We start from the raw sequence: 25,018 nt of genomic DNA, 5'->3' as shown, positions 1-25,018 counted from the left end.
CGGCGAGCATGTCAGGGGCGCGGGCCACCCGACACCGGCCAGCACAGCGCAGCGCGTCCCGCAGGGGAAACGGCGGGGCGGGGGCAGGTCGTGGGAACCGGGACACGCCGCGCGTGCGTCTTGTGGGGCGTGCAGCGTCAAGGTAAGGGCGGCAACACCGCCATCCGCTTCCGCGCAGCAGGCGGGCTCCTCCTCCTCGCGCACCTGCTCCTCGTCGGATGGCTCACGCTCCGCCCCCTCGACGTCCCCTGGGTCGCCGCCGCCAACCTGGAGCTGTTCGCCGGTATCGAGGCGAGCCTCGCGCTCGGCCCTGCCGAGGCCGCCCAACGCATCGGCGGCGCCCTCGCGCTGCTCGCCCCGCTCGGGGTCCTGCTCCCGATGGCCGGCGGCAGCCTCACCGCGTCGACGCTCGGGTCGCTCGTGCGCACGGTCGCCGCCGGCGCGCTGATCTCGCTGGGCATCGAGCTGCTGCAGACCGGTATCGCCGGCCGCGTGATGGACGTGGACTCGCTGCTGCTGAACAGCGCCGGAGTGGCGCTGGCGCACCTGCTGGTGGTCCCGGCGGCCCGGACCCGGCTGCGCCGTCGGCTGCTCGCGCCCGACGCCCGGTCGGCCCGCCGTAAGGAGGAGGTCGTAGCCCGCCCCGTACCCGCGGATGAGGTGGCTCAGGGCTCGACCCCGACGATTCCCAGGGTCGGGATCGCCCCGTAGAGCGACGCTTTGCCCGCTTCGCACGGCGACGATGGAGCCATCGGATATCGGTTCTCGCTAAGGAGCCCACCATGGCCGCACTTGTCCGCCCGCGTCAGGGACGCATGATCGGTGGGGTGTGCACGGCGCTGGCGCGGCGCTTCGGCACCTCCGCGACCACGATGCGCGTCGTCTTCGTCGCCTCGTGCCTGCTGCCCGGACCGCAGTTCCTCGTCTATCTCGCGCTGTGGATCTTCCTGCCGGCGGAGAAGACCGCGTCGACCGCCTGGTGAGCCGGGCCCGTACGGACGAACGGGGCGGGCACGCGCACTGTGACGCGTACCCGCCCCGTCGGCCTGCCGTTCACGGGGAAGAGACGGCGGGAGGGGAGACTTCCGGGGTCACCGGGTCAGGTGAGCCCGCCGCCCGTGAGGCCACCGACCGGCAGCCCGCCGAGCAGGCCGGAGACCGGGTCGCCACCGGCGCCCTTGCCGCCCAGCACGCGCTCGCCCGCACCCTGGAGGGTGCCGGGGAGGGTGCTCGCGCTCTCGGTGAGGGCGTTCTGCGCACCGCTCAGGGAGTCGGGCGCACCAGCGGGCAGCTGGGTGAGGGTGTCCTGCACCGGCACCACGCTGGTAACGGTGTCGAGCGAGGGCGCCGCGGGGAGCGCGGCGGGAGCGGCAGCGGCGGTGCCCGCGGCGGCAGCGGCGAAGGCGGCGCCGAGCGCGGTGACACCGAGGGTCTTGACTGCGGACTGCTTCATCAGGGTCGTCCTCGTAACGGGAACAGGAGCGGCTCCGCAAGCTAGCCACCGGTCCGAGGGCGTGGCAAACACCCCGGGGCGGTGGTTTGTTGACGTTCCCGACCGCCCCCGGGTTCGTACGATCAGCTTTCCACCGGCACGGAACCGCTGGTCAAGGCGGTCTACCTGAACAGCCATTCGGACTTCAGCTCGGCGTAGCCGGGCTTGATGACGTCATTGATCATGGCCAGGCGTTCGTCGAAAGGGATGAACGCGGACTTCATCGCGTTGACGGAAAACCACTGCATGTCGTCGAGGGTGTAGCCGAAGGTCTCGGTCAGCACCTCGAACTCCCGGCTCATGCTGGTGCCGGACATCAGCCGGTTGTCGGTGTTCACGGTGGCGCGGAAGTGCAGCCGGCGCAGCAGCCCGATGGGGTGCTCGGCGTACGAGGCGGCGGCGCCGGTCTGGAGGTTGGACGTCGGGCACAGCTCCAGCGGGATGCGCTTGTCCCGTACGTACGAGGCGAGTCGGCCGAGTTTGACGCCGCCGGCCCCGTCGACCTCGATGTCATCGATGATCCGCACGCCGTGTCCGAGGCGGTCGGCGCCGCACCACTGGAGCGCCTGCCAGATGGACGGCAGCCCGAAGCCCTCCCCCGCGTGGATGGTGAAGTGGTTGTTCTCCCGCTTCAGGTACTCGAAGGCGTCGAGGTGGCGGGTGGGCGGGTAGCCGGCCTCGGCGCCGGCGATGTCGAAGCCGACGACGCCCAGGTCCCGGTAGCGGTTGGCGAGTTCGGCGATCTCCAGGGCGCGGGCGGCGTGGCGCATGGCGGTGAGCAGGGCGCCGACGCGGATGCGGTGGCCGGCGGCGCGGGCTTGCCGCTCGCCCTCGCGGAAGCCCTCGTTCACCGCCTCCACCACCTCTTCGAGGGTCAGGCCGCCCTCCAGGTGCTGCTCGGGGGCGTACCGCACCTCCGCGTACACGACGCCGTCCTCGGCGAGGTCCGCCGCGCACTCGGCGGCCACCCGCACCAGGGCGTCGCGGGTCTGCATGACGGCGCAGGTGTGCGCGAACGTCTCCAGGTAGCGCTCCAGCGAGCCGGAGTCGGCGGCCTCCCGGAACCACGTGCCCAGCTTGTCGGGGTCGGTCTCGGGCAGCGCGTCGTAGCCCGTCTCGCGGGCGATGTCGATGATCGTGCCGGGACGCAGCCCGCCGTCGAGGTGGTCGTGGAGGAGCACCTTCGGCGCGCGACGGATCTGGTCCGTGGTGGGCGTACTCAGGGTCTGGCTCGTCATTTGCGCACTCTAATCCCTACGCGCGTAGAACGCTCCGTGGAGATATGTAACAGTGATCGCGCGTACGGGTGGCGTACCCCCGGGCTTCTGAGAGTGTGCTGTCGTGACAGGGCGTACGAGCGGTCGCACGACGACCACGGCGAAGCGAGGGGCCCGGCTGGGCAGGGCGTACGGCGGACGCGGCGCGCCCGCGGCCGACGGGTCCGGCGGGCCCGGTTCCCGTGCCGGGGGCGTCGGCGGTGTCGTGCTCGTGCTGCCGGACGGCGAGCCCGAGTCGACCCGCGGCCCGTCGCGCCGGGCGCACCTGGCGGCGCTGCCGCTGGGGCGGGCGCTGGCCCGCGGCGGGCGCTCGGACGGGCTGGTGGTGCTCCCCGTGCACTACCGCAGCCGCGGCTGGAACGGCACGGACGCGGGGCCCGCGGCGGACGCGGACTGGGCGCTGGCGGAGGTCACCCGCCGTTACGGCGACATACCGGTGTGCCTGGCGGGCCACGGCCTCGGCGCCCGCGCGGCGCTGCGGTCGGCGGGGCATCCGGCTGTCACCTCCGTACTGGCGATGGCCCCCTGGCTGCCGCGGCAGCGCGCGGAGGAGCCGCCGGAGCCGGTGAAGCAGTTGGTGGGCCGCCAGGTCCTGATCGTGCACGGCACGAACGACGAACGGGCCGATCCGGATCTGTCGTACCGGTTGGCGGAGCGGGCGAAGAAGGCGAACCGCGACACGTGCCGGTTCGAGGTGCACACGGACGGGAACGCGTTGCGCCAGCACCATGCGGAGGTGCTGGCGCTGGCGGTGGACTTCGTGCGGGGTTCGCTGTTCCCGCACCCCTATGCCCGCCCGATCGCAGACGCGCTGGCGGCGCCGCCGCCGCTGGGCCTGCGGATGCCCTTGGCTGCGGGCTTCGGCAAGTCCCTCCGCCACTGAGCCCTCCGGGCGGGCCGGGGCTTCCCTGCGGGGTGCGCTGCGCTGCGCTGTGCTGGCCGGTGCCGGGTCGCCCGCGCCCCTGACGTGCCCGCGGTTTCCCCTGCGGGGTGCGTTGGTCTGTGCGGCCCGTCTGTGGCTTGTCGCGCAGTTCCCCGCGCCCCTAGACACCCTCGCCGTTTCCCTGCGGGGTGCGTTGGTCCGTGCGGCCCGTCTGTGGTCGTTCGCGCAGTTCCCCGCGCCCCTGTTTCGCTGCCCCCGTCATTCGTCTGCGGGCCAGGGCATGGGCATTTAGGGGCGCGGGGAACTGCGCGACAAGCCGACCACCGGGTCGCAGAGACCACACTTCCCGCAGGGAAACGGCGAGGGTGTCTAGGGGCGCGGGGAACTGCGCGAATAACCACAGATGGCCCGCAGAGACCAGCGCACCCCGCAGGGGAAACCGCGGGCGACCCGGCACCGGCCAGCACAGCGCAGCGCACCCCGCAGGGGGAGGCTTGGGGTTACTTGGGGAGGAGGTGGCCGCGGCGGCTGAGGAGGAATCTTTTGAACGCCGCCACCGGGGGCGTGTCCGGGTGGCCGTCCAACCACGCAAGACCGATCTCGCGGACCGCCCGCGGAGAGGTGACCGTCAGCTCCACCACCCCCGGCCGCGGAACCGCCGGCGGCGGCAGCAGGGCCACCCCCAGGCCCGCCGCCACCAGCCCCCGCAAGGTCTCCGCCTCCTCCCCCTCGAACGCGATCTTCGGGCTGAAGCCGGCCTGCGCGCACAGCGCGTCGGTGATGCGGCGCAGGCCGTACCCGGGCTCCAGGGTGACGAAGACGTCGTCCGCCGCCTCCGCCAGGCGCACGCGGCGGCGCCCCGCCAGCCGGTGGTCGTCCGGCACGACCAGCCGTAGGCGCTGCTCGTCGAGGCGGCGGGCGACGAGGTCGGGCGCTTCCGGCACCGGTGAGGTCAGGCAGAGGTCGAGTTCGCCGGTGCGCAGACCGCCCAGCATCGCCTCGCCGTAGTTCTGCACGAGAGTGAACCGCACCTTGGGGTGGTCCGCCCGAAACGCCCGCAGCAGCGCCGGCACCGTCTCCGAGCCCATCGTGTGCAGAAAGCCGAACGCGACCTTCCCCGCCCGCGGGTCCGCATCCGCCCGCACCTCGTCCGCGGCGCGCTCGACCTCGCCGAGGGCGCGTTCCACGGAGGCGAGGAAGGTGCGGCCGGCCGGGGTCAGGGAGACCGTGCGGCCCTTGCGGGCGAACAGCGTGACGCCGAGGTCCTGTTCGAGCCGTACGACGGCCCGCGACAGGGTCGACTGCGGCACGCCCATCTCCAGCGCGGCGCGCGTCACGTGCTCGTGGCGGGCCACGCCCGCGAAGTACGCCAGGCGTGGCGCAAGCACCATGGACATGTCTTCTGTGTCACTAGCGTGTGACAGCCACTTCTCTGAACTGCGGTCATGCACCATGGGAACGATTATCGCCGTTCCATGCATTGGACGCATGAATGGCGACGGTCGTACGTTCATGGCATGCCTGCTGCCAGTACCGAGGCGTCCACTCCGGTGGGCGCCGTCGCCGCGAAGCCCCTGACCCCGACCCCCCGATCCCACGGATCCGAACCGCTCGCACCGGGACTGCCCGGCTACCGCCGGATGAGCCTCGCGCTCTTCGCCGCTGGCGTCGCGGCCTTCGCGCTCCTCTACTCCACGCAGGCACTGCTGCCCGCCGTCTCCGCCGACTTCGGCGTGACGGCATCGGCGGCGAGTTGGACCCTCACCGCGGCGACCGGCGCGCTCGCCCTCTTCGTCCTGCCGCTCAGCGCGCTCTCGGAGCGCTTCGGGCGGCGCACCCTGATGACCGTCTCGCTCTCCGTCGCCGTCGGCGTCGGGCTGCTGGTGCCCTTCGCGCCGAGCCTGGAGGCGCTGGTGGTGCTGCGCGCCGTGCAGGGCGCGGCGCTGGCGGGGGTGCCCGCGTCCGCGATGGCGTACCTCGCGGAAGAGGTCCGTCCGCGGGCGCTGATCGCCGCGATCGGGCTGTTCGTCGCGGGCAACAGCATCGGCGGCATGAGCGGCCGGATCGTCACCGGCTGGGCGTCCCAACTGGGCGGCTGGCGCGCCGGGCTCCTGGCCGTGGGGCTGCTGGCGCTGGTGGGCGCGGTGGTCTTCCGCCTGCTGCTGCCGAAGCCGCGCGGCTTCACGCCCGCCCCGCTCAGCCCGAAGGCGCTGGGGTCGACGGTCCGCGAGCACCTCGCGAACCCGCTGCTGATGCGGCTGTACGTGATCGGCGCGCTCTTCATGACCGTCTTCGGCGCGGTCTACACGATGATCGGCTACCGGCTGACGGAGGCGCCGTTCGACCTCCCCGAGGGCGTCGTCGGCTCGATCTTCCTGGTCTATCTCGTCGGCACGGTCTCCTCCGCGGCCTCGGGCCGGCTGGTGGGCCGCATGGGGCGGCGCGGCGCGCTGTACACCGCGGTCGTCACCACCGCGGCCGGGCTGCTGCTCTCCCTCTCCGACTCGCTGTCGACGGTGCTGCTCGGCCTGGTGCTGATCACGGCCGGCTTCTTCGCCGGGCACGCGGTCGCCTCCTCGTCGGTGAGCCGTACGGCGACGACCGGCCGGGCGCAGGCGTCGGCGCTGTACCAGTCCGCGTACTACGTCGGCAGCAGCGTCGGCGGCGCGCTCGGTGCGATCGCCTTCCACTCCGGCGGCTGGGCGGGCACCGTGGCGCTGGGCCTGCTGGCGGTCGTCGGCGTCGTGTCGATCACGGGGTACGGGAGTTGGTCGGCGGCGCGGGCGGCTGCGCGGGGCGCAGTCGGCTGACCCCGCGGCGCGGACCGCCCGGCCGGCGCCCTTTGTCGCGAAACCGAGACGTGCGCCGTACAACTGGCGCTCCTTTCCCTTCGTCCAACCCAATAGAGCCGGTGCAACGGCCGGCTCCCACGGGGAAGATCGCTGAAGATCTCTCACGGTCGAAGGGGAAGAGGGGGGCACAAGATGAGGAACGTGCGTAGAAGCGCGGGGGTCGTCCTCGGGATCGCCGGCATGGTGGTTCCGTTGACGATGTTCCTGGGTTCGGGCACCGCGCAGGCGGCGTCGGCCTGCACCGCGTCCGCGGGGCCGCACCAGAAGCAGGTGGAGAAGTTCCTGGGGCGGCCGGTCGACGGCAAGCAGTCCACGACGGACTGCCGGGCGATCCGCTCCTTCCAGTCGCAGCACGGGATCACCCCGGCGGCCGGGTACGCGGGCACGCTGACCTGGCGGACGATGGACACCATCCTCCAGCAGCGCGCGGCGGGCACGAACCCGAACAAGGCGGGGAAGTGCCCGACGAACAAGGGCCGGATCGCCTGTGTGGACCTGACCCGCCAGCTGACCTGGATCCAGGACGGGTCGAAGCTGAAGTACGGGCCGGTTCCGGTGCGCACGGGACGGGACGGCGCGGAGACGCGGACCGGCCTGAAGAAGGTGTACTGGAAGAACCTCAACCACGTGTCGTCGCTGTACGGCGTCAAGATGCCGTACGCGCAGTTCTTCGACGGCGGGCAGGCGTTCCACTCGACGACCAAGTCGATGTACAACCCGCCGGGTTCCGCGGGCTGCGTCAACATGCGTCCCGCGGACGCAAAGGCGTACTGGAACCTGCTGAAGAACGGCGACGAGGTGTTCGTATACGGTCGGAAGCCGGGAACCTGAGCCGCGTTGTCAGTGCCCTCCTGTAGGTTCCCGACCCTAGGACTGGTTCCGACGGGTTACAGGGGTGGACCCCAATGAGCGAGCTGAGCGATCTGGCAACCGCAGGGGAAGCGCGGGAGGCGCAGCAGGAGGATCTGGAGCGGTACCGGCGCGAACTGACCGGTTACTGCTACCGGATGTTGGGTTCCTCCTTCGAGGCGGAGGACGCCGTCCAGGACACGATGGTGCGCGCCTGGCGGAGCGTGGAGAAGTTCGAGGGGCGTTCGTCGCTGCGGTCCTGGTTGTACCGCATCGCGACGAACGTCTGTCTCGACATGTTGAACGCGGGCAAGCGCCGGGCCCGTCCGATGGACCTGTCCGGTCCGACGCCGGTCGCGCAGGCCCAGCTCACCAGCCGGCCGGAGGCGACCTGGCTGGAGCCGGTGCCCGACGGGCGGGTGCTGCCGTCGGTGGCGGACCCCGCGGAGACGGCCGTCGAGCGGGAGACGATCCGGCTCGCGTTCGTCGCGGCGCTCCAGCACCTGCCGCCGAAGCAGCGCGCGGTGCTGATCCTGCGCGAGGTGCTGGCGTGGAAGGCCAGCGAGGTCGCGGAGCTGCTGGGCACCACCGTCGCTTCGGTGAACAGCGCCCTGCAGCGCGCGCGGGCGACGCTCGCCGAGTCCCCGCCGGCGCCGAGCGACCGGGCCGATCCGCTGGACGAGGAGCAGCGCGAGCTGCTTGAGCGGTACGTCGCGGCCTTCGAGGGCTACGACATGGAGGCGCTCACCGCCGTCCTGCACGACGACGCCACGCTCTCCATGCCGCCTTACGACCTGTGGCTCCAGGGCCACGAGAACATCGTCGGCTGGATGCTGGGCGTCGGATCGGTCTGCCGCGGCTCCCGGCTCGTGCCGACCGTGGCCAACGGCATGCCGGCGTTCGCGCACTACCACGAGGCGGAGGACGGCAACGGCCACACGCCGTGGGCGCTCATGGTCATGGACATCCGGGACGGCAAGATCGCGGGGATCAACTCCTTCCTGGACACGGCGCGTTGGTTCCCGATGTTCGACCTGCCCGACCGGCTCCCGCGGGAGGGGTCCTAGGGCCTGTCTTGGGGCTCGGCGGCTTCGGCGAGTGAGCCGAGGCCCACGAGGTGCAGCAGCTCCCTCAGCTCGGGCCGGACGTCGTGCAGGCGCAGCCGGCAGCCGTGGCGGCGGGCGGTGAGGTGGAGGCGGGCGACCGCCTCCACCGCGACGAGGTCGGCGGGCAGCGCCCCGACGTCGCACACCGCGTCGACCGGCACCGCGCCTTGGTGCTGCTGCTCGTCGATCCGGGCGCCCAGCTCGGCGCAGAGCTGCGGCACGTCGCTGCGGGTCACTTTGCCGGTGATCCGTATGACTGCGGGTTGCTGCGCGGGCGGCGGGTCGGGGAGGCGGTTGTGCTCTCCTGGCTCCCCCGGCCCTTCCGGCTCCGCCGCGGTTGGCGTACTTCGGCACATGGCTCACGGTCCCCGATCCGTCGCTCTGCGAACATCTCTTGCGGTATGGACCGCGCCCCGCGCCCTTTCTCATCGCCGCGCCGGCGCCCTGGTACGGGGACCCCGCCGTTTCCCCGCGGATGCGTGGGCCTCTGCGGCCCGGTGGTGGGCTTGTCGCGCAGTTCCGCCCCCTACGCCCGGAGGGCGTGGGGGGACCCCCAGCGCCCCAAAGACCCTCGCCATTCCCCTGCGGGGGGATTGACCACTGCTGCCCGGTGGTGGGCTTGTCGCGCAGTTCCTCGCGCCCCCAAAGACCCTCGCCGTTCCCCTGCAGGGTGCGTTGACCTCTGCGGCCCGGTGGGGCTTGTTCGCGCAGTTCCCCGCGCCCCTGATTCGCTGCCCCCGTCACTTGTCTGCGGGGGGGGGCGAAGGTCTTTAGGGGCGCGGGGAACTGCGCGACAAGCCCACCACCGGGGCGCGGAGACCAACGCATCCGCGGGGAAACGGCGAAGGTTTTTGGGGCGCTGGGAGTCCCCCCGTGCCCGCAGGGCACAGGGGGCGGAACTGCGCGAACGGCGAGGTCCTAGCCGCACCCGCAAGGGGCGCCGCGGTGCTAGGCGATGCGGGCCAGGACGATCGGGGTGGGGGTGAAGGACGCCGCGGGCTCGATGTCGTACGCGTTGGTCAGCGACTCCAGCGCGTACTCGAACTTCTCCGGCGTGTCCGTGTGCAGCGTCAGCAGCGGCTGACCCGCAGCGACCGTCTCCCCCGGCTTCGCGTGCAGCTCGACGCCCGCGCCCGCCTGCACCGGGTCCTCCTTGCGGGCGCGGCCCGCGCCCAGGCGCCACGCGGCGAGGCCGACGTCGTACGCGTCGAGCCGGGTCAGCACGCCGGACGCGGGCGCGGTGACCACGTGCTGCTCGCGCGCGGTCGGCAGCGCGGCGTCCGGGTCGCCGCCCTGCGCGCTGATCATCCGCCGCCACACGTCCATCGCGGAGCCGTCCGCCAGCGCCTTCGCCGGGTCGGCGTCCGGCAGCCCGGCCGCGGTCAGCATCTCGCGGGCGAGGGCGAGGGTCAGCTCGACGACGTCGGAGGGGCCGCCGCCGGCCAGCACCTCGACGGACTCACGGACCTCCAGCGCGTTGCCGGCGGTCAGCCCGAGCGGGGTGGCCATGTCGGTGAGCAGGGCCACCGTCCGTACGCCGCTGTCGTTGCCGAGCGCGACCATGGTCGAGGCCAGCTCGCGCGCGTCGTCCAGGGTCTTCATGAAGGCGCCGGAGCCGACCTTGACGTCCAGCACCAGCGAGCCGGTGCCCTCGGCGATCTTCTTCGACATGATCGAGGAGGCGATCAGCGGGATGGCCTCCACGGTGCCGGTGACGTCCCGCAGCGCGTACAGCTTCTTGTCGGCGGGGGCGAGTCCGTCGCCGGCCGCGCAGATGACCGCGCCGGTGGTGTCGAGGACGTGCAGCATCTCCTCGTTGCTCAAGCGCGCGCGCCAGCCGGGGATGGACTCCAGCTTGTCGAGGGTGCCACCGGTGTGGCCGAGGCCGCGGCCGGAGAGCTGCGGCACGGCCGCGCCGCAGGCGGCGACCAGCGGGGCGAGCGGCAGGGTGATCTTGTCGCCGACGCCGCCGGTGGAGTGCTTGTCCGCGGTGGGCCGGGCCAGCGAGCCGAAGTCCATCCGCTCGCCGGAGGCGATCATCGCGGCGGTCCAGCGGGCGATCTCGGTGCGGTTCATGCCGTTGAGCAGGATCGCCATCGCCAGCGCCGACATCTGTTCGTCGGCGACCGCGCCGCGGGTGTACGCGTCGATGACCCAGTCGATCTGCTCGCCGGTCAGCTCGCCCCGGTCCCGCTTGGTGCGGATGACGGAGATGACGTCCATGGGGGTTCCTCCTGTGGTGCGGGAAAACCTGGTGTTGCGGGAAAAAGGGCCGCGGCCCTTCTCCTCCGGTGTGATCACCGAAGGAGAAGGGCCGCGCATCAGCGTGTCATGCCAGATGGGCCGGGCCGAACGGCTGCGGGAACAACTCGGCGAGCGTGACCACGCCCTCGGGCGTGTCCAGCAGCAGCTCGGGCCCGCCGAACTCGTACAGCAGCTGACGGCACCGGCCGCACGGCACGAGGCTCGCGCCCCGCCCGTCCACGCAGGCGAAGTGCGTCAGCCGGCCGCCGCCGGTGAGCTGGAGCTGGGAGACCAGCCCGCACTCGGCGCACAGGGACAGGCCGTACGAGGCGTTCTCGACGTTGCAGCCGGTCACGGTGCGGCCGTCGTCGACGCGGGCGGCCACGCCGACCGGGTAGTCGGAGTACGGGACGTACGCCCGGCTCATCGCCGTGCGCGCCAGCTCCCGCAGCGCCTCCCAGTCGAACGTGTCCGAGCCGCTGCCGCCGTCCGCCGCGCCGTCGTTCGAGCCGCTGCCGTCGACCGGGCCGCTGCCGTCGTCCGCCGCGCCGCCGGCGTCGGGCCCGGTCACTTGCCCTGGCCCTTGCGGTAGCGCATGCCGTCCGCCTTCGGCATCCTCAGCCGTTGCGCGGAGAGCGAGAGCACCAGCAGCGTCACGACGTACGGGGTCGCGGTGACGAACTCGGTCGGGACGGTGTCCGTGCCCAGGTACCAGACCAGGACGCCGGCGGCGATGACCGCGCTGATCGTGGCCGGCACGAAGCTCTTGCGGTAGAACTTCCAGATCGCGATGCCGACCAGCACCACGACCAGCAGCAGGAGCAGCGCGTGCACGGACTGGCCGCCGTTGCGCAGCTGGAGCGCGTCGGCGTAGCCGAAGAGGCCGGCGCCCATCGCGAGCCCGCCGGGCCGCCAGTTGCCGAAGATCATCGCCGCGAGGCCGATGTAGCCGCGGCCACCGGTCTGGCCCTCGTTGTAGATGTGCGAGGTGACCAGGGCGAGGAAGGCGCCGCCGAGGCCGGCCATGCCGCCGGAGGCGATCACGGCGATGTACTTGTACTTGTAGACGTTCACGCCCAGCGACTCGGCCGCGATCGGGTTCTCGCCGCAGGAGCGCAGCCGCAGTCCGAAGCCGGTCTTCCACAGCACCACGAAGGTGCCGACGAAGAGCAGGATCGCGACGATCGTCAGCAGCGAGACGTTGGTGACCAGGCCGCCGAGCACGCCCGCGAGGTCCGAGACGAAGAACCACTCGTGGTTCTCGATCGACTTCAGGCCGTCGGAGAGGCCGGGGATCGTCACCGTGCCGATGTCATCGGACGGCGGGGACTGCTTGGGGCTGCCGCCCTTGGCCGCCGCCTCGCCGGAGTTGAACCACAGCTTGGCGAAGTAGGTGGTGATGCCGAGCGCGAGGATGTTGATCGCGATGCCGGAGATGATGTGGTCGACGCCGAAGGTGACCGTGGCGATCGCGTGCAGCAGGCCGCCGAACATGCCGCCGAGGACACCGGCGAGCACGCCGATCCAGGGGTCGGTCTGCCAGCCGGCCCAGGCGCCGAAGAAGGTGCCGAGGATCATCATGCCTTCGAGGCCGATGTTGACCACGCCGGCCCGCTCGGCCCACAGGCCGCCGAGGCCGGCGAGGCCGATCGGCACGGCCATCGACAGCGCGGCGCTGATCTGGCCGGAGGAGGTGATGTCCTCCGCGCCGGTGATCACCCGGACCGCGGCGAGGGCGATCAGTGCGCCCGCGATCATCAGCAGGATGACGGGGAAGGACAGGCGGGTGCGCCCGCCCTTGCCGCCGCTCACCTTGCGTGCGGTGGGCGGCGGAGTCGAGGTCGCCGTGGCGCTCACGCCGACACCTCCTGCTTGTCGGTGTTGCCGTTGCCGTTGCCGTTGCTGTTCTTGCGGGCCTGGGCGGCGAGCTTGGCGCCGACCTGCCGCTGCTGGCGCTTGAGGCCGTAGCGGCGTACGACCTCGTACGCGATGACCACGCACAGGACGATGACGCCCTGGATGACGCCGACGATCTCCTTGTCGTAGCCCTTGAATTCGAGCTGACCGCTGCCGCGCTCCAGGAAGGCCCAGAGCAGGGCGCCGAGCGCGATGCCGACGGGGTGGTTGCGGCCGAGGAGCGCGATGGCGATGCCGGTGAAGCCGATGCCGACGGGGAAGTCGCCGCTGTACTCGTAGCTGTCGTTCAGCAGGGTCGGCATGCCGACCAGGCCGGCGACGGCGCCGGAGATCAGCATCGACGTGACGACCATCCGCTTCACGTTCACGCCGCTGGCCTCGGCGGCGGAGCCGGACTGGCCGACGGTGCGCAGGTCGAAGCCGAAGCGGGTGCGGGAGAGCGTGAACCAGTACGCGACGCCGGCGAGCGCGGCGACCACGATGAAGCCCCAGACGGGCGAGGGCTGGGTCGGGAACTCGAAGAAGTGCGAGGACTCCGGGATGGGCTTGGTGGAGACCTTGGTGCCGGCCTGGTCGAGGTGGCCGAGGCGGCCCTCCTGGAGCAGGTAGCCGATGATCGCGGTCGCGATGGCGTTCAGCATGATCGTGGAGACGACCTCGCTGACGCCGCGGGTGACCTTGAGGACACCGGCGATGCCGGCCCACATCGCGCCGACGATCATCGCGCAGAGGATGATCAGCGGGATCTGCACCGGGCCGGGCAGGGTGAGGGCGCCGCCGAGCGCGGCGGCGAAGAAGGCGGCGAGCCGGTACTGGCCGTCGACGCCGATGTTGAACAGGTTCATGCGGAAGCCGAGGGCGACCGCGAGACCCGCGAGGTAGTAGGTCGTGGCCTTGTTGAGGATGTAGACCTGGCTGTCCGACTTCGATCCGTAGTCGAACATGATGCTGAAGGCGTTGAACGGCTGCTTGCCGGTCGCGGCCAGGACGACCGCGGTGACCAGGAAGGCCACCACGATCGCCAGCAGGGGGGCGGCGAGCCCGAGGAGCACCCGCTCCTTGTCGATCTTCTTCATCGGTCCTCTCCCCCGTCGGTGTCGCGCCCGGCGCTGGGGGTCTCGTCGCGGGGGGCTTCGGCGGCGGGCGCTTCGGCCGACTCCTCGGCCGACTCCTCGGTTTGCTCCAGGTGGCCGCTGGCCGCGCCGGTCATCGCCGAGCCCAGCTGCTCCGGGGTGATGTCCGCCGGGTCGGCGTCCGCCACCAGCCGCCCGCGGTACATCACGCGCAGCGTGTCGGAGAGCCCGATCAGCTCGTCCAGGTCGGCGGAGATCAGCAGCACCGCCAGGCCCTCGCGGCGGGCCTCGCGGATCTGGTCCCAGATCTGCGCCTGCGCGCCGACGTCCACGCCGCGGGTGGGGTGGGCGGCGATCAGCAGCTTCGGCCGGTGGCTCATCTCCCGGCCGACGATCAGCTTCTGCTGGTTGCCGCCGGAGAGGGAGGCGGCGGTGACGTCGATGCCGGGGGTGCGCACGTCGTACTCGCGCACGATCCGCTCGGTGTCGGCGCGCGCCGCCTTCAGGTCGAGGAAGGCGCCCTTGCTGTTGGGCTTCTCGGTGACGTGGCCGAGGATGCGGTTCTCCCACAGCGGGGCTTCCAGCAGCAGGCCGTGCCGGTGCCGGTCCTCGGGGATGACGGCCATGCCGTCCTCGCGCCGCTTGCGGGTGGGCCGCTGGGAGATGTCCTCGCCGTCGAGGGTGAGGGTGCCGGCGTCCGGGCTGCGCATGCCCATGATCGCCTCGACGAGTTCGGACTGGCCGTTGCCCTCGACGCCGGCGATGCCGAGCACTTCGCCCTTGTGGATGGTGAAGTCGATGCCGTCGAGCACGGAACGCACCACGCCGTCGGGGTCGGTGGCGGTCAGCCGCAGCCCGTCGACGGTCAGCATCGCGACGTCGGTGACGGTGGACTCGCAGGTGTCCGGCTTGGGGAGTTCGCTGCCGACCATCAGCTCCGCGAGCTGCTTGGTGGTCGTGGTGCGCGGATCGGCGGTGCCGACCGTGGTGCCGCGCCGGATGACGGTGACGTCGTCGGCTACCGACAGCACCTCGCCGAGCTTGTGCGAGATGAAGATGACGGTCAGGCCCTCGGCCTTCAGCTCCCGCAGGTTGTCGAAGAGGGCGTCGACCTCCTGCGGCACCAGGACGGCGGTGGGCTCGTCGAGGATCAGGGTACGGGCGCCGCGGTAGAGGACCTTGAGGATCTCCACCCGCTGGCGGTCGGCGACGCCGAGGTCCTCCACGTACGCGTCGGGGCGGATGCCGAGGCCGTAAGCGTCCGAGATCTCCTTGATCTTGGCGCGGGCCCGGTCGCCGATGCCGTACAGCTTCTCCGAGCCGAGGACGACGTTCTCCAGCACGGTGAGGTAGTCGGCGAGCATGAAGTGCTGGTGCACCATGCCGATGCCGCGGTCGATGGCGTCGCCGGGGTTGTTGAACGAGGCCAGCTCGCCGTCGACGGTGATGGTGCCCTCGTCCGGCTTCTGCATGCCGTAGAGGATCTTCATCAGGGTGGACTTGCCCGCGCCGTTCTCGCCGACGAGGGCGTGGACGGTACCGCGGCGCACGGTGATGTCGATGTCGTGGTTGGCCACGACTCCGGGGAATCGTTTGGTGATGCCGCGGAGCTCTACGGCATGGGGGCTGCTGGACGCGTTGATGGCGCACTCTCCCTGGGCAGGAGCGGAGGAGGAGCAGAGGCGGGGGGTGTGGGCGAAAACTACCGCGCGCGGTCGGTGTTACGCGATGCTACGCGCGTAGCGCCACCCTTGGAACCGGGACGGACGGGCGACTTCGGCGGGGGGAGCCGAAGCGGAGGGTCCGCCGGACGGTGCGACACGGGCGTGGGCCGGGCGCGGGCCGGTTGTGGGCTCGGTCGCCGGCCGGGGGGTGGGTCGCGTCGAGTCGTGTTGGGAAAGTGGCGCCGCCCGCCCAAAGGGGCGGACGACGCCGCTTTCGAAGACGTTCCGCGACCGTCAGGTCGTGGACTTGACCTTGATCTGGCCGTCGACGATCTTCTTCTTCGCCTCGTCCAGCTTGGCCTGGATGTCCTTCAGGTGGTCACCGGTGGTCGTCAGGCTCACGCCGTCCTGCGCCAGCGAGTAGGTGCTGACGCCGGTCTTCGGCTTGCCGTCCTTGACGGACTTGGCCAGCTCGAAGACGCCGGTGTCGACGTTCTTGACGACCGAGGTCAGGATCGAGCCCGCGTACTTGGACAGGGCCGGGTCCTTGGCCTGGTCCGAGTCGACGCCGATGGCCCAGGTGCCCTTCTTCGCGGCGACGGCCTCGATGGCGCCGGCGCCGGAGCCGCCCGCAGCCGCGTAGACGATGTCGATGCCCTTGTCGAGCATGCCCTGGGCGGCCTGCTTGCCCTTGTCCGGGCTGCCGAAGCCGGAGAGGTCCGTACCCGTGGTCAGGTACTGGATCTGCACCGACGCCTTCGGGTTCGTCTCGGTGACGCCCTGCTGGAAGCCCGCGGCGAACTTCTTGATCAGCGGGAGGTCCACACCGCCGATGAAGCCGATCTTGCCGTCCTTGGACTTCAGCGCGGCGGCGACGCCGGCGAGGTAGGAGCCCTGCTCCTCGGTGAAGACGATGCTGTCGACGTTCTTCTGCTCGGAGACCGAGTCGACCAGGCCGAAGGTGGTCTTCGGGAACTTCGGCGCGATCTTGTCAACGGCGTCCTTGTACGCGAAGCCCACGGCGACGACGGGGTTGTACCCGCCTTCGGCGAGGGACGCGAGGCGCGACTCGCGGTCGGCCGGGGTCTCGCCGTGCTTGGCGGTGAGCTCCTTGACCTCGGCACCGAGGTCGGCCTTGGCCTTGTCGAGGCCGCGGGCCGCGGAGTCGTTGAAGGAGTTGTCGCCGCGTCCGCCGACGTCGTACGCCGCACCGATCTTCAGCTTGCCGTCGCTGGACGAGCTGGAGGAGCTGGACTCGGTGGACGACTCACCGCACGCGGTGGCCGTGAACGCGAGGGCCGCGGTCGTGATGCACGCGGCAGTGATCTTGGATACCCGGCGCAAGAGGAGGGGTCCCTTCAAGACTGACCTGAAGCGCCTCTTCCGGCGCTGGTTTTGCGGCGATCGTAACGCGCGTAGATGTCAGTTAAAGACCTGTTCATGAGTCGTTATCGGATCGTCGCGTTTAGCTTCGCCGGGCAGTGATGCCCAGGTGACGCACGGGTACGGAGTCGGGGCACTTCGGCAGTGTGCCCCGATCCGCACCCGGCCCGCTACCCGCTGGTACGCACTGATTGCGGGTACTCGCCATTCACGCGCCGCGGGTACGCGTTGCTCGCGCGCTGCGGTACGCGTTGCTCGCACGCCGGGTGCGCGTTGCTCGCGCGCTGCGGTACGCGTCCTACGTGCGCCGCGGGCGCCCGGCGTCAGCCCTGGGCGCGGTGGCCGTGCAGCAGCGCCGCCGCCGTGAAGAGTTCGACGCCCACCCGGATCGACTCCTCGTCGACGTCGAAGTCCCCGCGGTGCAGGTCCCGGCGGACCGTGTCGCCCGGCCGCCGCACCCCGAGCCGCGCCAGCGCGCCCGGCACGTGCTCCAGGTACCAGGAGAAGTCCTCGCCGCCCAGGCTCTGCTCGGTGTCCTCGATCGACTGCGCCCCGCCGCGGGCGGTCTGGGCGTCCCGGATGAGTTCGGTGACCGCCGGGTCGTTCACCACCGGCGGGACCCCGCGGATGTAGTCGATCTGGGACTTCGCCCGGTGGACGGTGGCGATCTCGTCGACCGCCGCGTGCACCAGGTCGGGCGCCGCGCGCCAGGTCTCCAGGTCGAGGCAGCGGACCGTGCCGGACAGTTCGGCGTGGTTCGGGATGACGTTGGGCGCGTGGCCGGACTCGATCCGCCCCCAGGTCACCGCCAGTCCGGACCGGGCGTCCGACCTGCGGGCGACCAGCGAGGGAACCTCGGTGACGACCTTCGCGGCGGCCGTGACGAGGTCGGTGGTCAGATGGGGCCGCGCGGTGTGCCCGCCGGGGCCGTCGAGGCTGATCTCCAGCCGGTCGCAGGCCGAGGTGATCGGCCCGGCCCGCAGCCCCACGGAGCCGGCGTCGACCCTCGGGTCGCAGTGCACGGCGATGATGGCCCCGACGCCGTCGAGCACGCCGCACTCGATCGCGTCGGGTGCGCCCCCGGGCAGCACTTCCTCGGCCGGCTGGAAGACGAGCCGTACGGGGGCGGGCAACAGCCCCTCGCGGTCCAGCTCGGCGAGGACGATGCCCGCGCCGAGCACGGCCGTGGTGTGCACGTCGTGCCCGCAGGCGTGGGCCCGTTCGGGCACGGTGGAACGGTACGGCACGGTCGTCTTGGTGTCCGGGATCGGCAGCGCGTCGATGTCCGCGCGCAGCGCCAGCAGCGGCTGCACCCCGTCCCACGTGCCGATGTCGCACACCAGCCCGGTGCCCATGCCCAGCACCCTTGGTGCGAGCCCCGCCAGCTCAAGGCGGGCCTTGATGGCGGCGGTGGTGCGGAACTCCTGGTTGCCCAGCTCTGGGTGCATGTGCAGATCGCGGCGGAACGCGATCAGCTCGGCGCGCAGCGGCTCGGACAGCGTGCCGGGCAGGTTGACGCTCCCGGGCAGATCGGTCTCGGACTCGCGGGACATCAGTTGGTTCACCTGTTGAAGGTTAGGCGCAGCCGGGGGTCAACTGACCACTGATCAACAAAAGTTCAATCCGATAGGGGATGGAAAGAGAGCCGCATGCTGCATGGTTGTGCACGTATGTGGGTAAACTCACGGCCTCTTTTTGACCGTACCGGCAGTGGGACTCCACCGCCTCTGGAGCCCGTCTCTGGTGCCTCTCTGGTGCGCGCCTCGGGAGCGCGCGGCGCCATCACCGGTTCGGCCACGGGTTCTGGCCGGCGCCCCGGTGCGAGGATGGACGGATGATTGAGATCGGAGATGTCGAGGCGGCGGCGCGGCTGATCGATGGCCGGCTGGTGCGTACCCCCACGGTGTCCAGCCCGGGTCTGTCGGAGCTGCTGGGGGCTCCGGTGACGGCGAAGTTGGAACTCCTCCAGCACACCGGCTCCTTCAAGGCGCGCGGCGCCCTCGCGAAGCTCCTGTCGCTCTCGCCCGCCGAGCGCGCGGCGGGCGTCCTCGCCGTCAGCGGCGGCAATCACGGTGTGGCCGTCGCCGAGATGGCCCGGCTGCTGGACGTGAAGGCGACGGTCTGCATGGCGCGTACGGCTCCGGCCCGCTCCATCGCCGCGGTGGCGGCGGCGGGCGCGTCGATCCAGCTCACGGACACGATGGACGAGGCGTTCGCCCTGATGGAACGCCTGCGCGCGGAGGGCCTGACCCTGCTGCACCCCTTCGACGACCCGGTCGTCGTCGCCGCCCAGGGCACGGTCGGCCTGGAACTCGACCAGGACGCCGCCCCCGACGCCTTCACGGACGTCCTCGTCAGCATCGGCGGCGGGGGCCTGATCTCGGGCGTCGCGGTGGCCCTGAAGGCGCGCCGCCCCGACGTGCGCGTCTGGGGCGTGGAGACGGCGGGCGCGGAGTCCATGTCCCGCGCGCTGGCCGCCGGCGGCCCGGTCCCGGTCCCCCTGACGTCGAGGGTGACGACGCTCTCCGCACCTTCCGTCTCGGCGCTGACGTACGAGCACGTCGCGGCGCTGGTGGAGGACGTGATCGTGGTCTCCGACGCGGAAGCGGTGCAGGGCGTACGGGACATGGCGCACCACGCGAAGCTGTGGACGGAGCCGGCCGCGGGCTGCCTCCTCCCGGCGTCCCGCCGGGTCCTGGACCGCGTGGGCCCGGATGCGCGGTTGGGGCTGGTGGTGTGCGGGGGCAACGCGGCACTGGAGGACGTGGCGGGCTGGGAGTCCAGCGCGGCCGGGTAGCCAGGACGGGCGGGTGGCCAAGACGGGCGGGTAGCCAAGACGGGCGAGTGCCTGCGGGCCGGTGAGGGGGCCGCAGGCAGCGCGGGTGCTGGGACGGACTCGGCGCCGTGAAGCCCGCCTGCTAAGGAGCCGTGGGCGTGTCGATCCAGAAGCGCAGTTGGCCGTCGGAGTTCGTGCCGTCCGGAGTGCCGCCGTTGCGCCGGACGACCCCCAGCGAAGGGGCGTTGTCCGCGGCGACGGTGAGCAGGGCGCGGTCGAGCCCGAGGCCGCGGGCGATGGTCAGCGCCTGGCCGAGCATCGTCGTCGCGTGGCCCTGCCGTTGCCACGGGTGGACGACGTGGTAGCCGATGTGGCCGCCGAGGTCGTCCTTCGGCAGTTGGTGACGGATGACCAGCGAGCCGATGTAGTGCTCCTCCGCGGTGAACCAGAACACCTCGGACGGGACGCCCCACCGCTCCCGCACGCCGACGCGGTCCGCGACGAACTGCGCGAAGTCCCGGCTCGCGTCGGCGAGCCATGACGTGTCCGAGCCGCGGTGGACCATGTCGGCCTGCTCACCGGTGAGGTACGACTCCCGGACCCGTACGGTCGGCGGTGCGAGCCGGGGGCTCGTGGTCAGAGCGGTCATGTGGTGCCCCTGGAGCTGGGATCGAGCGGTGACCGTGGCGGCACCGGCCCCCTCGTCGCGGAGGGCGCCCCCAGGGTCTCCCGGCAGCGGGCGCGTGATCAATCGCGATATCGACGAGGCCGTGAAGGACGCGCTATCAACGGGGGCATGAATCCGACCTCCACGGCCGTGCTCACCGCGGCCATCGTGTTTAACGGCCTGTTGGCCGGCGCGTTCTTCGCCTTCGCCTGCTCCGTCGTCCCGGGCCTGCGGCGGGTCGACGACGCCACGTACGTCACCGCGTTCCGCGCCGTCAACCGGGCGATCCTCAACGGCTGGTTCCTCACCGTCTTCGCCGGCGCCCCCGTCCTCGCCGTCGTCGCGGCCGTGCTGCGCCCCGACGGCGCGGCGACTGGCTGGCTCGTCGTCGGCGCGACGTGCGCGATCGCCACGTTCGTCATCACCGCGGCGATCAACGTCCCCCTGAACCAACGCCTCGACGCCGCTGCGGTCGACTCGCCGACGGCGCTCGCCGAGGCGCGCCGGGCCTTCGAGCCCCGCTGGAACAATGCCCACCTGGTCCGCACCCTGACCAGCGTCGCCGGGGCGGTGGCCCTGACGCTCGCGGTCCTCGTCTGACCGCGGGAGCGCGGAGCGCAGTCGCGGGCTCAGGTGCGCCTGATGGTGACCAGCCGGTAGGGCGGTGCGTGGGCGATCTGGAGCTTCACGCCGCCCATCTCCGTCGTCCTCTTCCCGTCACCCGCGACCTTGACGTTGGGGGTCGTGACCTCGACCCTGAGCGGGCGGTACGCGTCGTCGCCGCCGAGCCTCGCGTTGAGGGCGCCGATGTACTGCTCCAGGGACTGCGACTGGCTCTTCCCCGGCATCTCGTTGTCCGTCACGACGTACGCGGCGCTGCTCTCGCCGAGGACGCGTTCGATGCAGGACGCGAGCCCGTCGTCCCCGCCGTCCACCGCCCAGGGCCCGGGGTGGGGGACGAACAGTTCGGTGTGCGGCACGTGCTGGCCGAAGTTGGTGACCGACCCCTGCTCAAGGGTGGCCGCACCCGCGGGTACCGCGCTGCCGAGCCTGGCCCTGACGGCGTTCACCGACATGTCGGGCGAGTACGCGCTGAGGTTGTTGCGCTGCCCGTAGGCGTCGGCGAGGAACTGGCCCTCGTGCGGCCCGCCCAGTCCGTCGACCGCGGCGACCACGGTGTTCCTCGTGTGCTTGATGGCCTCGCTCGGCCACAGCATCGTGTCGGTGTCTTCGACGAGCCCCATGACACGACGCTGATGACCCGGGTGCAGCTCGGCGAAGCCGGGGGTCGCCGCAACGGCGTCGTCGCCAAGCAAGTCGCTCGGCTCGCCGTGTGGGTCCCCTTCGGGGATGATCATGCGCTGGACCGTCGGGGCCGGTTCCCGCTCCGGCTCCGATTCCTGCACCTCGTCGGTCACCGCTCGCTGAGCCGTGACCGAAGGCGCGGCCCCCGCGCCCGCGGCGAAGGCGGTGCCGTCGCTCTCCGCGGCCCGTTCCGAGCTCTGCCCGGGGTCGGTGACGGTCACCCCGGAACCCTGGTCGGCACCCGTTTCGCGCACGCCTTTGAGGTTCTTGTCGACGTGGCTGAACTCGTGGCCGACGAGCGCCCGGTCCTGGGTGCCGCCCGGCGGGAGGAAGACGTGGGTGCCGACCGTCATGGCCCGCGCCCCCATCGCCTCGATCGCCCGCTGCGCCACCGGACCGTCGTGGAGTCGCGCGGCGGAGAAGTCGTTCCCGTAGAACGACTCCGCCTCGGCGCGCAGCCCGTCGGGGACGGGCCGGCTCGGGGAGGCCAGGGCGTCGTCGAGCAGCGCCTTGGGCCCCGGCCCCGCCGCCTCCTTCGCCCCGTCGTGGCCGCAGCCGGGCCCGTGCGCGTGCTGCTCCTCGTCCAGCAGGCGCGCGACGGCGCGGTTGCCCGCCAGCCGCTGCAGGGTCGTGATCTCGGCCGGGTTAACGGGCCTGCGCACCGCCCGCCGGGAAGCGGGCGCCGCCGGGTGCGGGACCCGTCCAGCGCTGCCCTTCTTCTCCCCCGGATGCTCCTCGAACGCCCGCACGACACGTCCCCTTTCCCGACCCGACCTCGGCGGTCCTGCCCTCGCCCTCCGTTGTAGTCGTCGCCGCCCCGCCCGGGCAGGGCTTTCGGGGCACGCTTTCGGGCACCTGTCGCTGAGCAGCACGAAGGCCCCCTCACATTCGAGGGGGCCTTCGTCATGGAGCGCCCGGCAGGCCTTGCACCTACATTTCCCATCGGCAGATGGGCGTCTTTCCTTGGACCACAGACGCGTGACTCCCGTGCGCTGCACCGGAGTTACGAGATGATCGTACACGCTCCGGAGCCGTCGACGACACAGCCGGCGAGCCTGCCGCGGACCTCTGGACGGATCTCTGGACGGGCGTCGAGCACACCGCGCACCGGGCCCGCGGGGATCACCCTCACGGCACGACCGCGCACCCACCGTGTCCGGATGCGCCCCCTCTCAAACATCCACCCCCCACTCGCGCGTATGCTCGCGTGACCCGGCCCGGCCCCGCCCGCCGCGTCGGCAAGCAGCAGGAGTGGAGCGACAGTGACAGTTGGCGGTCAGCCCGGCCGGAGAACTGAGGCGCCGGGTCCGGTGTTGGTGATCATCCCGACGTACAACGAGGCCGAGAACGTCGGCCCGATCACCTCCCGCGTACGGGAGTCCGTGCCCGAGGCCCACATCCTCGTCGCCGACGACAACAGCCCCGACGGCACCGGCAAGATCGCCGACGACCTCGCCGCCGCCGACGCCAACATCCACGTCCTGCACCGCATGGGCAAGCAGGGCCTCGGCGCCGCGTACCTCGCCGGCTTCCAGTGGGGCATCGAGAACGGCTACGACGTCCTCGTCGAGATGGACGCCGACGGCTCGCACCGCCCCGAAGAGCTCCCCCGCCTCCTCGACGCCCTCGTCGAGGAGAACGCGGACCTCGTCCTCGGCTCCCGCTGGGTCCCCGGCGGCAGCGTCGTGAACTGGCCGAAGTCCCGCGAGGTCCTCTCCCGCGGCGGCAGCCTGTACTCCCGCATCATGCTCGGCGTCCCCCTCCGCGACGTCACCGGCGGCTACCGGGCCTTCCGCAAGGAGACCCTCCTCGGCCTGGGCATGGACCAGGTCGCCTCGCAGGGCTACTGCTTCCAGGTCGACCTCGCCTGGCGCGCGGTCCAGTCCGGCTTCAAGGTCGTCGAGGTCCCCATCACCTTCGTCGAGCGCGAGCGCGGCGACAGCAAGATGAGCCGTTCGATCGTCGTCGAGGCGCTGTGGCGGGTGACGGCGTGGGGCGTACGGTCCCGGGTCGGCGCCCTCACCAAGCGCCGCCGCTGAGCCTCGGGCCGCCGCCGCCCGTCCTCTGAAGTTCGCCCCTCCGCTGGCCGGTTCGTCCTGCCCAAGTACCCGACCATCGCCAGCATGTGTTATTTCTGTGCCTGAATAGGCCCGCACGAGTGAAGGCGCGGTGCCCTGCGGAGGGGACGAAAAACGAAGATGTCGGGACTTGAGACGACACCTGCCCCGGCGGATTCCACACCCGCCGCACCACGCCGCCACGCCGCCCGTCGAAGATCGGCCAAATCCAGCCACGGAAACGGGACTGGGAACGGGAGCAGGAGCGGCGCCGGCAAGGGCAATCGCAGCGGCAGATCCAGCGTCATAGCCCGCCTCCGCACAGCCTTCCTCGCGGCCTGGCCGGCCCTCGCGCTCTACGCGTTCGTACGCTTCGTCGGCACCGCCTTCGTCGCGTGGCGCGCCGGCGACGACGGCCCGGGCCTCGGCAAGCTCCTCGCCACCCGCTTCGACACCGTCTACTACGTCCACATAGCCGAGGCCGGTTACGCGGCCCCGCTCGCCGAGAAGTGCACCGTCCAGGGCGAACTGTGCAAGTACGCCTTCTTCCCCGTCTACCCGGGCCTGGTCCGCGGCTTCTCCGCCGTCACGCCCTTCTCCACGGAGATCGTCGCCTGGGGCGTCTCCGTCCTCTCCTCGCTCGTCGCCGCGTGGGGCATCTTCGCCGTCGCCAAGCACCTCCACGACCGCCGTACGGCCCTCTTCGCCGTCGTGCTGTGGGGCATCGTCCCGCACGCCATGGTCCAGTCGATGGCGTACACCGAGCCCCTGTTCACCGCGCTCGCAGCGTGGGCGCTGTACGCCGTGCTCAAACAGCACTGGCTCACCGCCGGCCTCCTCGCCAGCCTCACCGGCCTCACCCGCCCCTCAGGCTCGGCGGTCGTCGCGGCCGTGGCGCTCTGCGCGGCCTGGGCGCTCTTCGCCACGTTCCGCAAACGGCAGAAGGAGGCACCGCCCGGGGCCGGCAGGGGCCGGCTGCTCGCCGCGATCCTCATCGCCCCCGTGGGCTGGTTCGCCTGGTTCGGCTGGGTCGGCTACCGCGCCGGCCGCTGGGACGGCTACTTCCAGCTCCAAGAGCGCTGGGGCTCCACCTTCGACGGCGGCAGCTTCACGATGGGTCGGATCGTCGACACCTTCACCAAGATGCCGACCAACCTGAACGCGGTCGTCGCCACCTTCACCGTCCTCGGTGCGCTGCTGCTGTTCGTGATCTGCCTGCTGGAGCGCCAGCACGCGGCGCCGCTGATCTACGCCGCGCTGCTGCTCCTCATCGCGGTCGGCGGCGCGGGCTACTTCCACTCGAAGGCCCGTTTCCTGCTCCCCGCGTTCCCGCTGCTGTTCCCGCTGGCGAAGGCGTTCGCGACGGCCCGCCCGAGGGTCGCGTACGCGGTCGTGACGGCGGCGGTGGTCGTCTCCAGCGCGTACGGCGGCTACTTGATGCTGGTGTGGAAGTACTCCCCCTGAACGAGCCGA

At 71.6% G+C, this 25,018-nt stretch carries 23 protein-coding genes; 10 read left to right on the top strand and 13 right to left on the bottom strand.

Features of this window, described 5'->3' with window-relative positions:
- Positions 1 to 129 precede the first annotated feature (129 nt).
- Positions 130 to 711, top strand: a complete 582-nt coding sequence (locus tag ABZ842_RS20840) for a VanZ family protein (protein WP_361538487.1) — start codon at positions 130 to 132, stop codon at positions 709 to 711.
- A 71-nt stretch (positions 712 to 782) separates the two neighbouring features.
- Positions 783 to 983: a PspC domain-containing protein gene (locus ABZ842_RS20835; RefSeq protein ID WP_361538485.1), complete on the top strand. Its 201-nt coding sequence runs from the start codon at positions 783 to 785 to the stop codon at positions 981 to 983.
- A gap of 116 nt (positions 984 to 1,099) precedes the next feature.
- Here the strand turns inward: ABZ842_RS20835 and ABZ842_RS20830 are convergent, their stop codons facing one another.
- Both ABZ842_RS20830 and ABZ842_RS20825 read right to left on the bottom strand, forming a co-directional pair.
- Positions 1,100 to 1,453 carry an ATP-binding protein gene (locus ABZ842_RS20830; RefSeq protein WP_361538483.1) on the bottom strand — a complete coding sequence of 118 codons (354 nt, stop codon included), beginning with the start codon at positions 1,451 to 1,453 and terminating at the stop codon, positions 1,100 to 1,102.
- A gap of 161 nt (positions 1,454 to 1,614) precedes the next feature.
- Complete coding sequence (locus ABZ842_RS20825) at positions 1,615 to 2,730, bottom strand: adenosine deaminase (protein ID WP_361538481.1); 1,116 nt, start codon at positions 2,728 to 2,730, stop codon at positions 1,615 to 1,617.
- 244 nt (positions 2,731 to 2,974) lie between these two features.
- On the opposite strand from ABZ842_RS20825, the gene ABZ842_RS20820 reads away from it, so the two are divergent.
- Positions 2,975 to 3,652: an alpha/beta hydrolase gene (locus ABZ842_RS20820; protein WP_361538619.1), complete on the top strand. Its 678-nt coding sequence runs from the start codon at positions 2,975 to 2,977 to the stop codon at positions 3,650 to 3,652.
- Positions 3,653 to 4,152: 500 nt separating this feature from the next.
- Here the strand turns inward: ABZ842_RS20820 and ABZ842_RS20815 are convergent, their stop codons facing one another.
- On the bottom strand, positions 4,153 to 5,106 hold the full coding sequence (locus ABZ842_RS20815; protein WP_361538479.1) for a LysR family transcriptional regulator: 954 nt from the start codon (positions 5,104 to 5,106) through the stop codon (positions 4,153 to 4,155).
- A gap of 63 nt (positions 5,107 to 5,169) precedes the next feature.
- Between ABZ842_RS20815 and ABZ842_RS20810 the strand changes: the two genes are divergently transcribed.
- The 3 genes from ABZ842_RS20810 (at position 5,170) to ABZ842_RS20800 (ending at position 8,420) form a co-directional block, all read left to right on the top strand.
- On the top strand, positions 5,170 to 6,462 hold the full coding sequence (locus tag ABZ842_RS20810; protein WP_361538477.1) for an MFS transporter: 1,293 nt from the start codon (positions 5,170 to 5,172) through the stop codon (positions 6,460 to 6,462).
- Positions 6,463 to 6,636: 174 nt separating this feature from the next.
- Entirely contained in the window at positions 6,637 to 7,335 is a 699-nt protein-coding gene (locus ABZ842_RS20805; protein WP_361538475.1) for a L,D-transpeptidase family protein, read from the top strand.
- 74 nt (positions 7,336 to 7,409) lie between these two features.
- Complete coding sequence (locus ABZ842_RS20800; protein WP_361538473.1) at positions 7,410 to 8,420, top strand: sigma-70 family RNA polymerase sigma factor; 1,011 nt, start codon at positions 7,410 to 7,412, stop codon at positions 8,418 to 8,420.
- Here the strand turns inward: ABZ842_RS20800 and ABZ842_RS20795 are convergent.
- The 8 genes from ABZ842_RS20795 to ABZ842_RS20760 all read right to left on the bottom strand — a co-directional run bounded on the left by ABZ842_RS20795 (position 8,417) and on the right by ABZ842_RS20760 (position 18,293).
- Positions 8,417 to 8,707, bottom strand: a complete 291-nt coding sequence (locus tag ABZ842_RS20795; protein WP_361538617.1) for an STAS domain-containing protein — start codon at positions 8,705 to 8,707, stop codon at positions 8,417 to 8,419. The two genes, ABZ842_RS20800 and ABZ842_RS20795, sit on opposite strands and share 4 nt — an antisense overlap.
- 700 nt (positions 8,708 to 9,407) lie before the next feature.
- Positions 9,408 to 10,682: a thymidine phosphorylase gene (locus tag ABZ842_RS20790; protein ID WP_361538471.1), complete on the bottom strand. Its 1,275-nt coding sequence runs from the start codon at positions 10,680 to 10,682 to the stop codon at positions 9,408 to 9,410.
- Positions 10,683 to 10,788: 106 nt separating this feature from the next.
- Entirely contained in the window at positions 10,789 to 11,274 is a 486-nt protein-coding gene (locus ABZ842_RS20785; RefSeq protein ID WP_361538469.1) for a cytidine deaminase, read from the bottom strand.
- Positions 11,271 to 12,560 (bottom strand): ABC transporter permease, encoded by a 1,290-nt coding sequence (locus ABZ842_RS20780; protein ID WP_361538467.1) that lies wholly within the window; start codon positions 12,558 to 12,560, stop codon positions 11,271 to 11,273. The genes ABZ842_RS20785 and ABZ842_RS20780 overlap by 4 nt, the downstream gene beginning before the upstream one ends.
- Complete coding sequence (locus ABZ842_RS20775; protein ID WP_361538465.1) at positions 12,557 to 13,696, bottom strand: ABC transporter permease; 1,140 nt, start codon at positions 13,694 to 13,696, stop codon at positions 12,557 to 12,559. Before ABZ842_RS20775 ends, ABZ842_RS20780 begins: the two co-directional genes overlap by 4 nt.
- Complete coding sequence (locus ABZ842_RS20770) at positions 13,693 to 15,336, bottom strand: ABC transporter ATP-binding protein (protein WP_361538615.1); 1,644 nt, start codon at positions 15,334 to 15,336, stop codon at positions 13,693 to 13,695. The genes ABZ842_RS20775 and ABZ842_RS20770 overlap by 4 nt, the downstream gene beginning before the upstream one ends.
- A gap of 315 nt (positions 15,337 to 15,651) precedes the next feature.
- The gene (locus ABZ842_RS20765; RefSeq protein WP_361538463.1) at positions 15,652 to 16,701 is read right to left on the bottom strand and encodes a BMP family ABC transporter substrate-binding protein; all 1,050 of its coding nucleotides are present in this window, start codon (positions 16,699 to 16,701) and stop codon (positions 15,652 to 15,654) included.
- Positions 16,702 to 17,063: 362 nt separating this feature from the next.
- Entirely contained in the window at positions 17,064 to 18,293 is a 1,230-nt protein-coding gene (locus ABZ842_RS20760) for an amidohydrolase (RefSeq protein ID WP_361538614.1), read from the bottom strand.
- 281 nt (positions 18,294 to 18,574) lie between these two features.
- On the opposite strand from ABZ842_RS20760, the gene ABZ842_RS20755 reads away from it, so the two are divergent.
- Positions 18,575 to 19,537 carry a pyridoxal-phosphate dependent enzyme gene (locus ABZ842_RS20755; RefSeq protein WP_361538461.1) on the top strand — a complete coding sequence of 321 codons (963 nt, stop codon included), beginning with the start codon at positions 18,575 to 18,577 and terminating at the stop codon, positions 19,535 to 19,537.
- A 121-nt stretch (positions 19,538 to 19,658) separates the two neighbouring features.
- Here ABZ842_RS20755 and ABZ842_RS20750 read toward each other — a convergent pair whose 3' ends face one another.
- Positions 19,659 to 20,165, bottom strand: coding sequence for a GNAT family N-acetyltransferase (locus ABZ842_RS20750; protein WP_361538459.1), 507 nt, complete (start codon positions 20,163 to 20,165; stop codon positions 19,659 to 19,661).
- Between the two features lie 147 nt (positions 20,166 to 20,312).
- Between ABZ842_RS20750 and ABZ842_RS20745 the strand changes: the two genes are divergently transcribed.
- Positions 20,313 to 20,783, top strand: a complete 471-nt coding sequence (locus tag ABZ842_RS20745; protein WP_361538457.1) for a DUF1772 domain-containing protein — start codon at positions 20,313 to 20,315, stop codon at positions 20,781 to 20,783.
- Between the two features lie 29 nt (positions 20,784 to 20,812).
- On the opposite strand, the gene ABZ842_RS20740 is transcribed toward ABZ842_RS20745, so the two are convergent.
- Positions 20,813 to 22,237 carry a DUF4157 domain-containing protein gene (locus ABZ842_RS20740; protein ID WP_361538455.1) on the bottom strand — a complete coding sequence of 475 codons (1,425 nt, stop codon included), beginning with the start codon at positions 22,235 to 22,237 and terminating at the stop codon, positions 20,813 to 20,815.
- A gap of 561 nt (positions 22,238 to 22,798) precedes the next feature.
- Here ABZ842_RS20740 and ABZ842_RS20735 point away from each other — a divergent pair.
- Together ABZ842_RS20735 and ABZ842_RS20730 are read left to right on the top strand one after the other, a co-directional pair.
- A complete protein-coding gene (locus ABZ842_RS20735; protein WP_361538453.1) occupies positions 22,799 to 23,527 on the top strand; it encodes a polyprenol monophosphomannose synthase in 729 nt (242 codons plus the stop codon).
- Between the two features lie 159 nt (positions 23,528 to 23,686).
- Entirely contained in the window at positions 23,687 to 25,009 is a 1,323-nt protein-coding gene (locus ABZ842_RS20730) for a glycosyltransferase family 39 protein (RefSeq protein ID WP_361538451.1), read from the top strand.
- Positions 25,010 to 25,018 lie beyond the last annotated feature (9 nt).

It is taken from the genome of Streptomyces sp. NPDC047315, assembly GCF_040643215.1.
GTDB lineage: Bacteria > Actinomycetota > Actinomycetes > Streptomycetales > Streptomycetaceae > Streptomyces.
The sequence above is the reverse complement of the archived record's forward strand: the minus strand, read 5'-3'. Positions and strand labels throughout refer to the sequence as shown.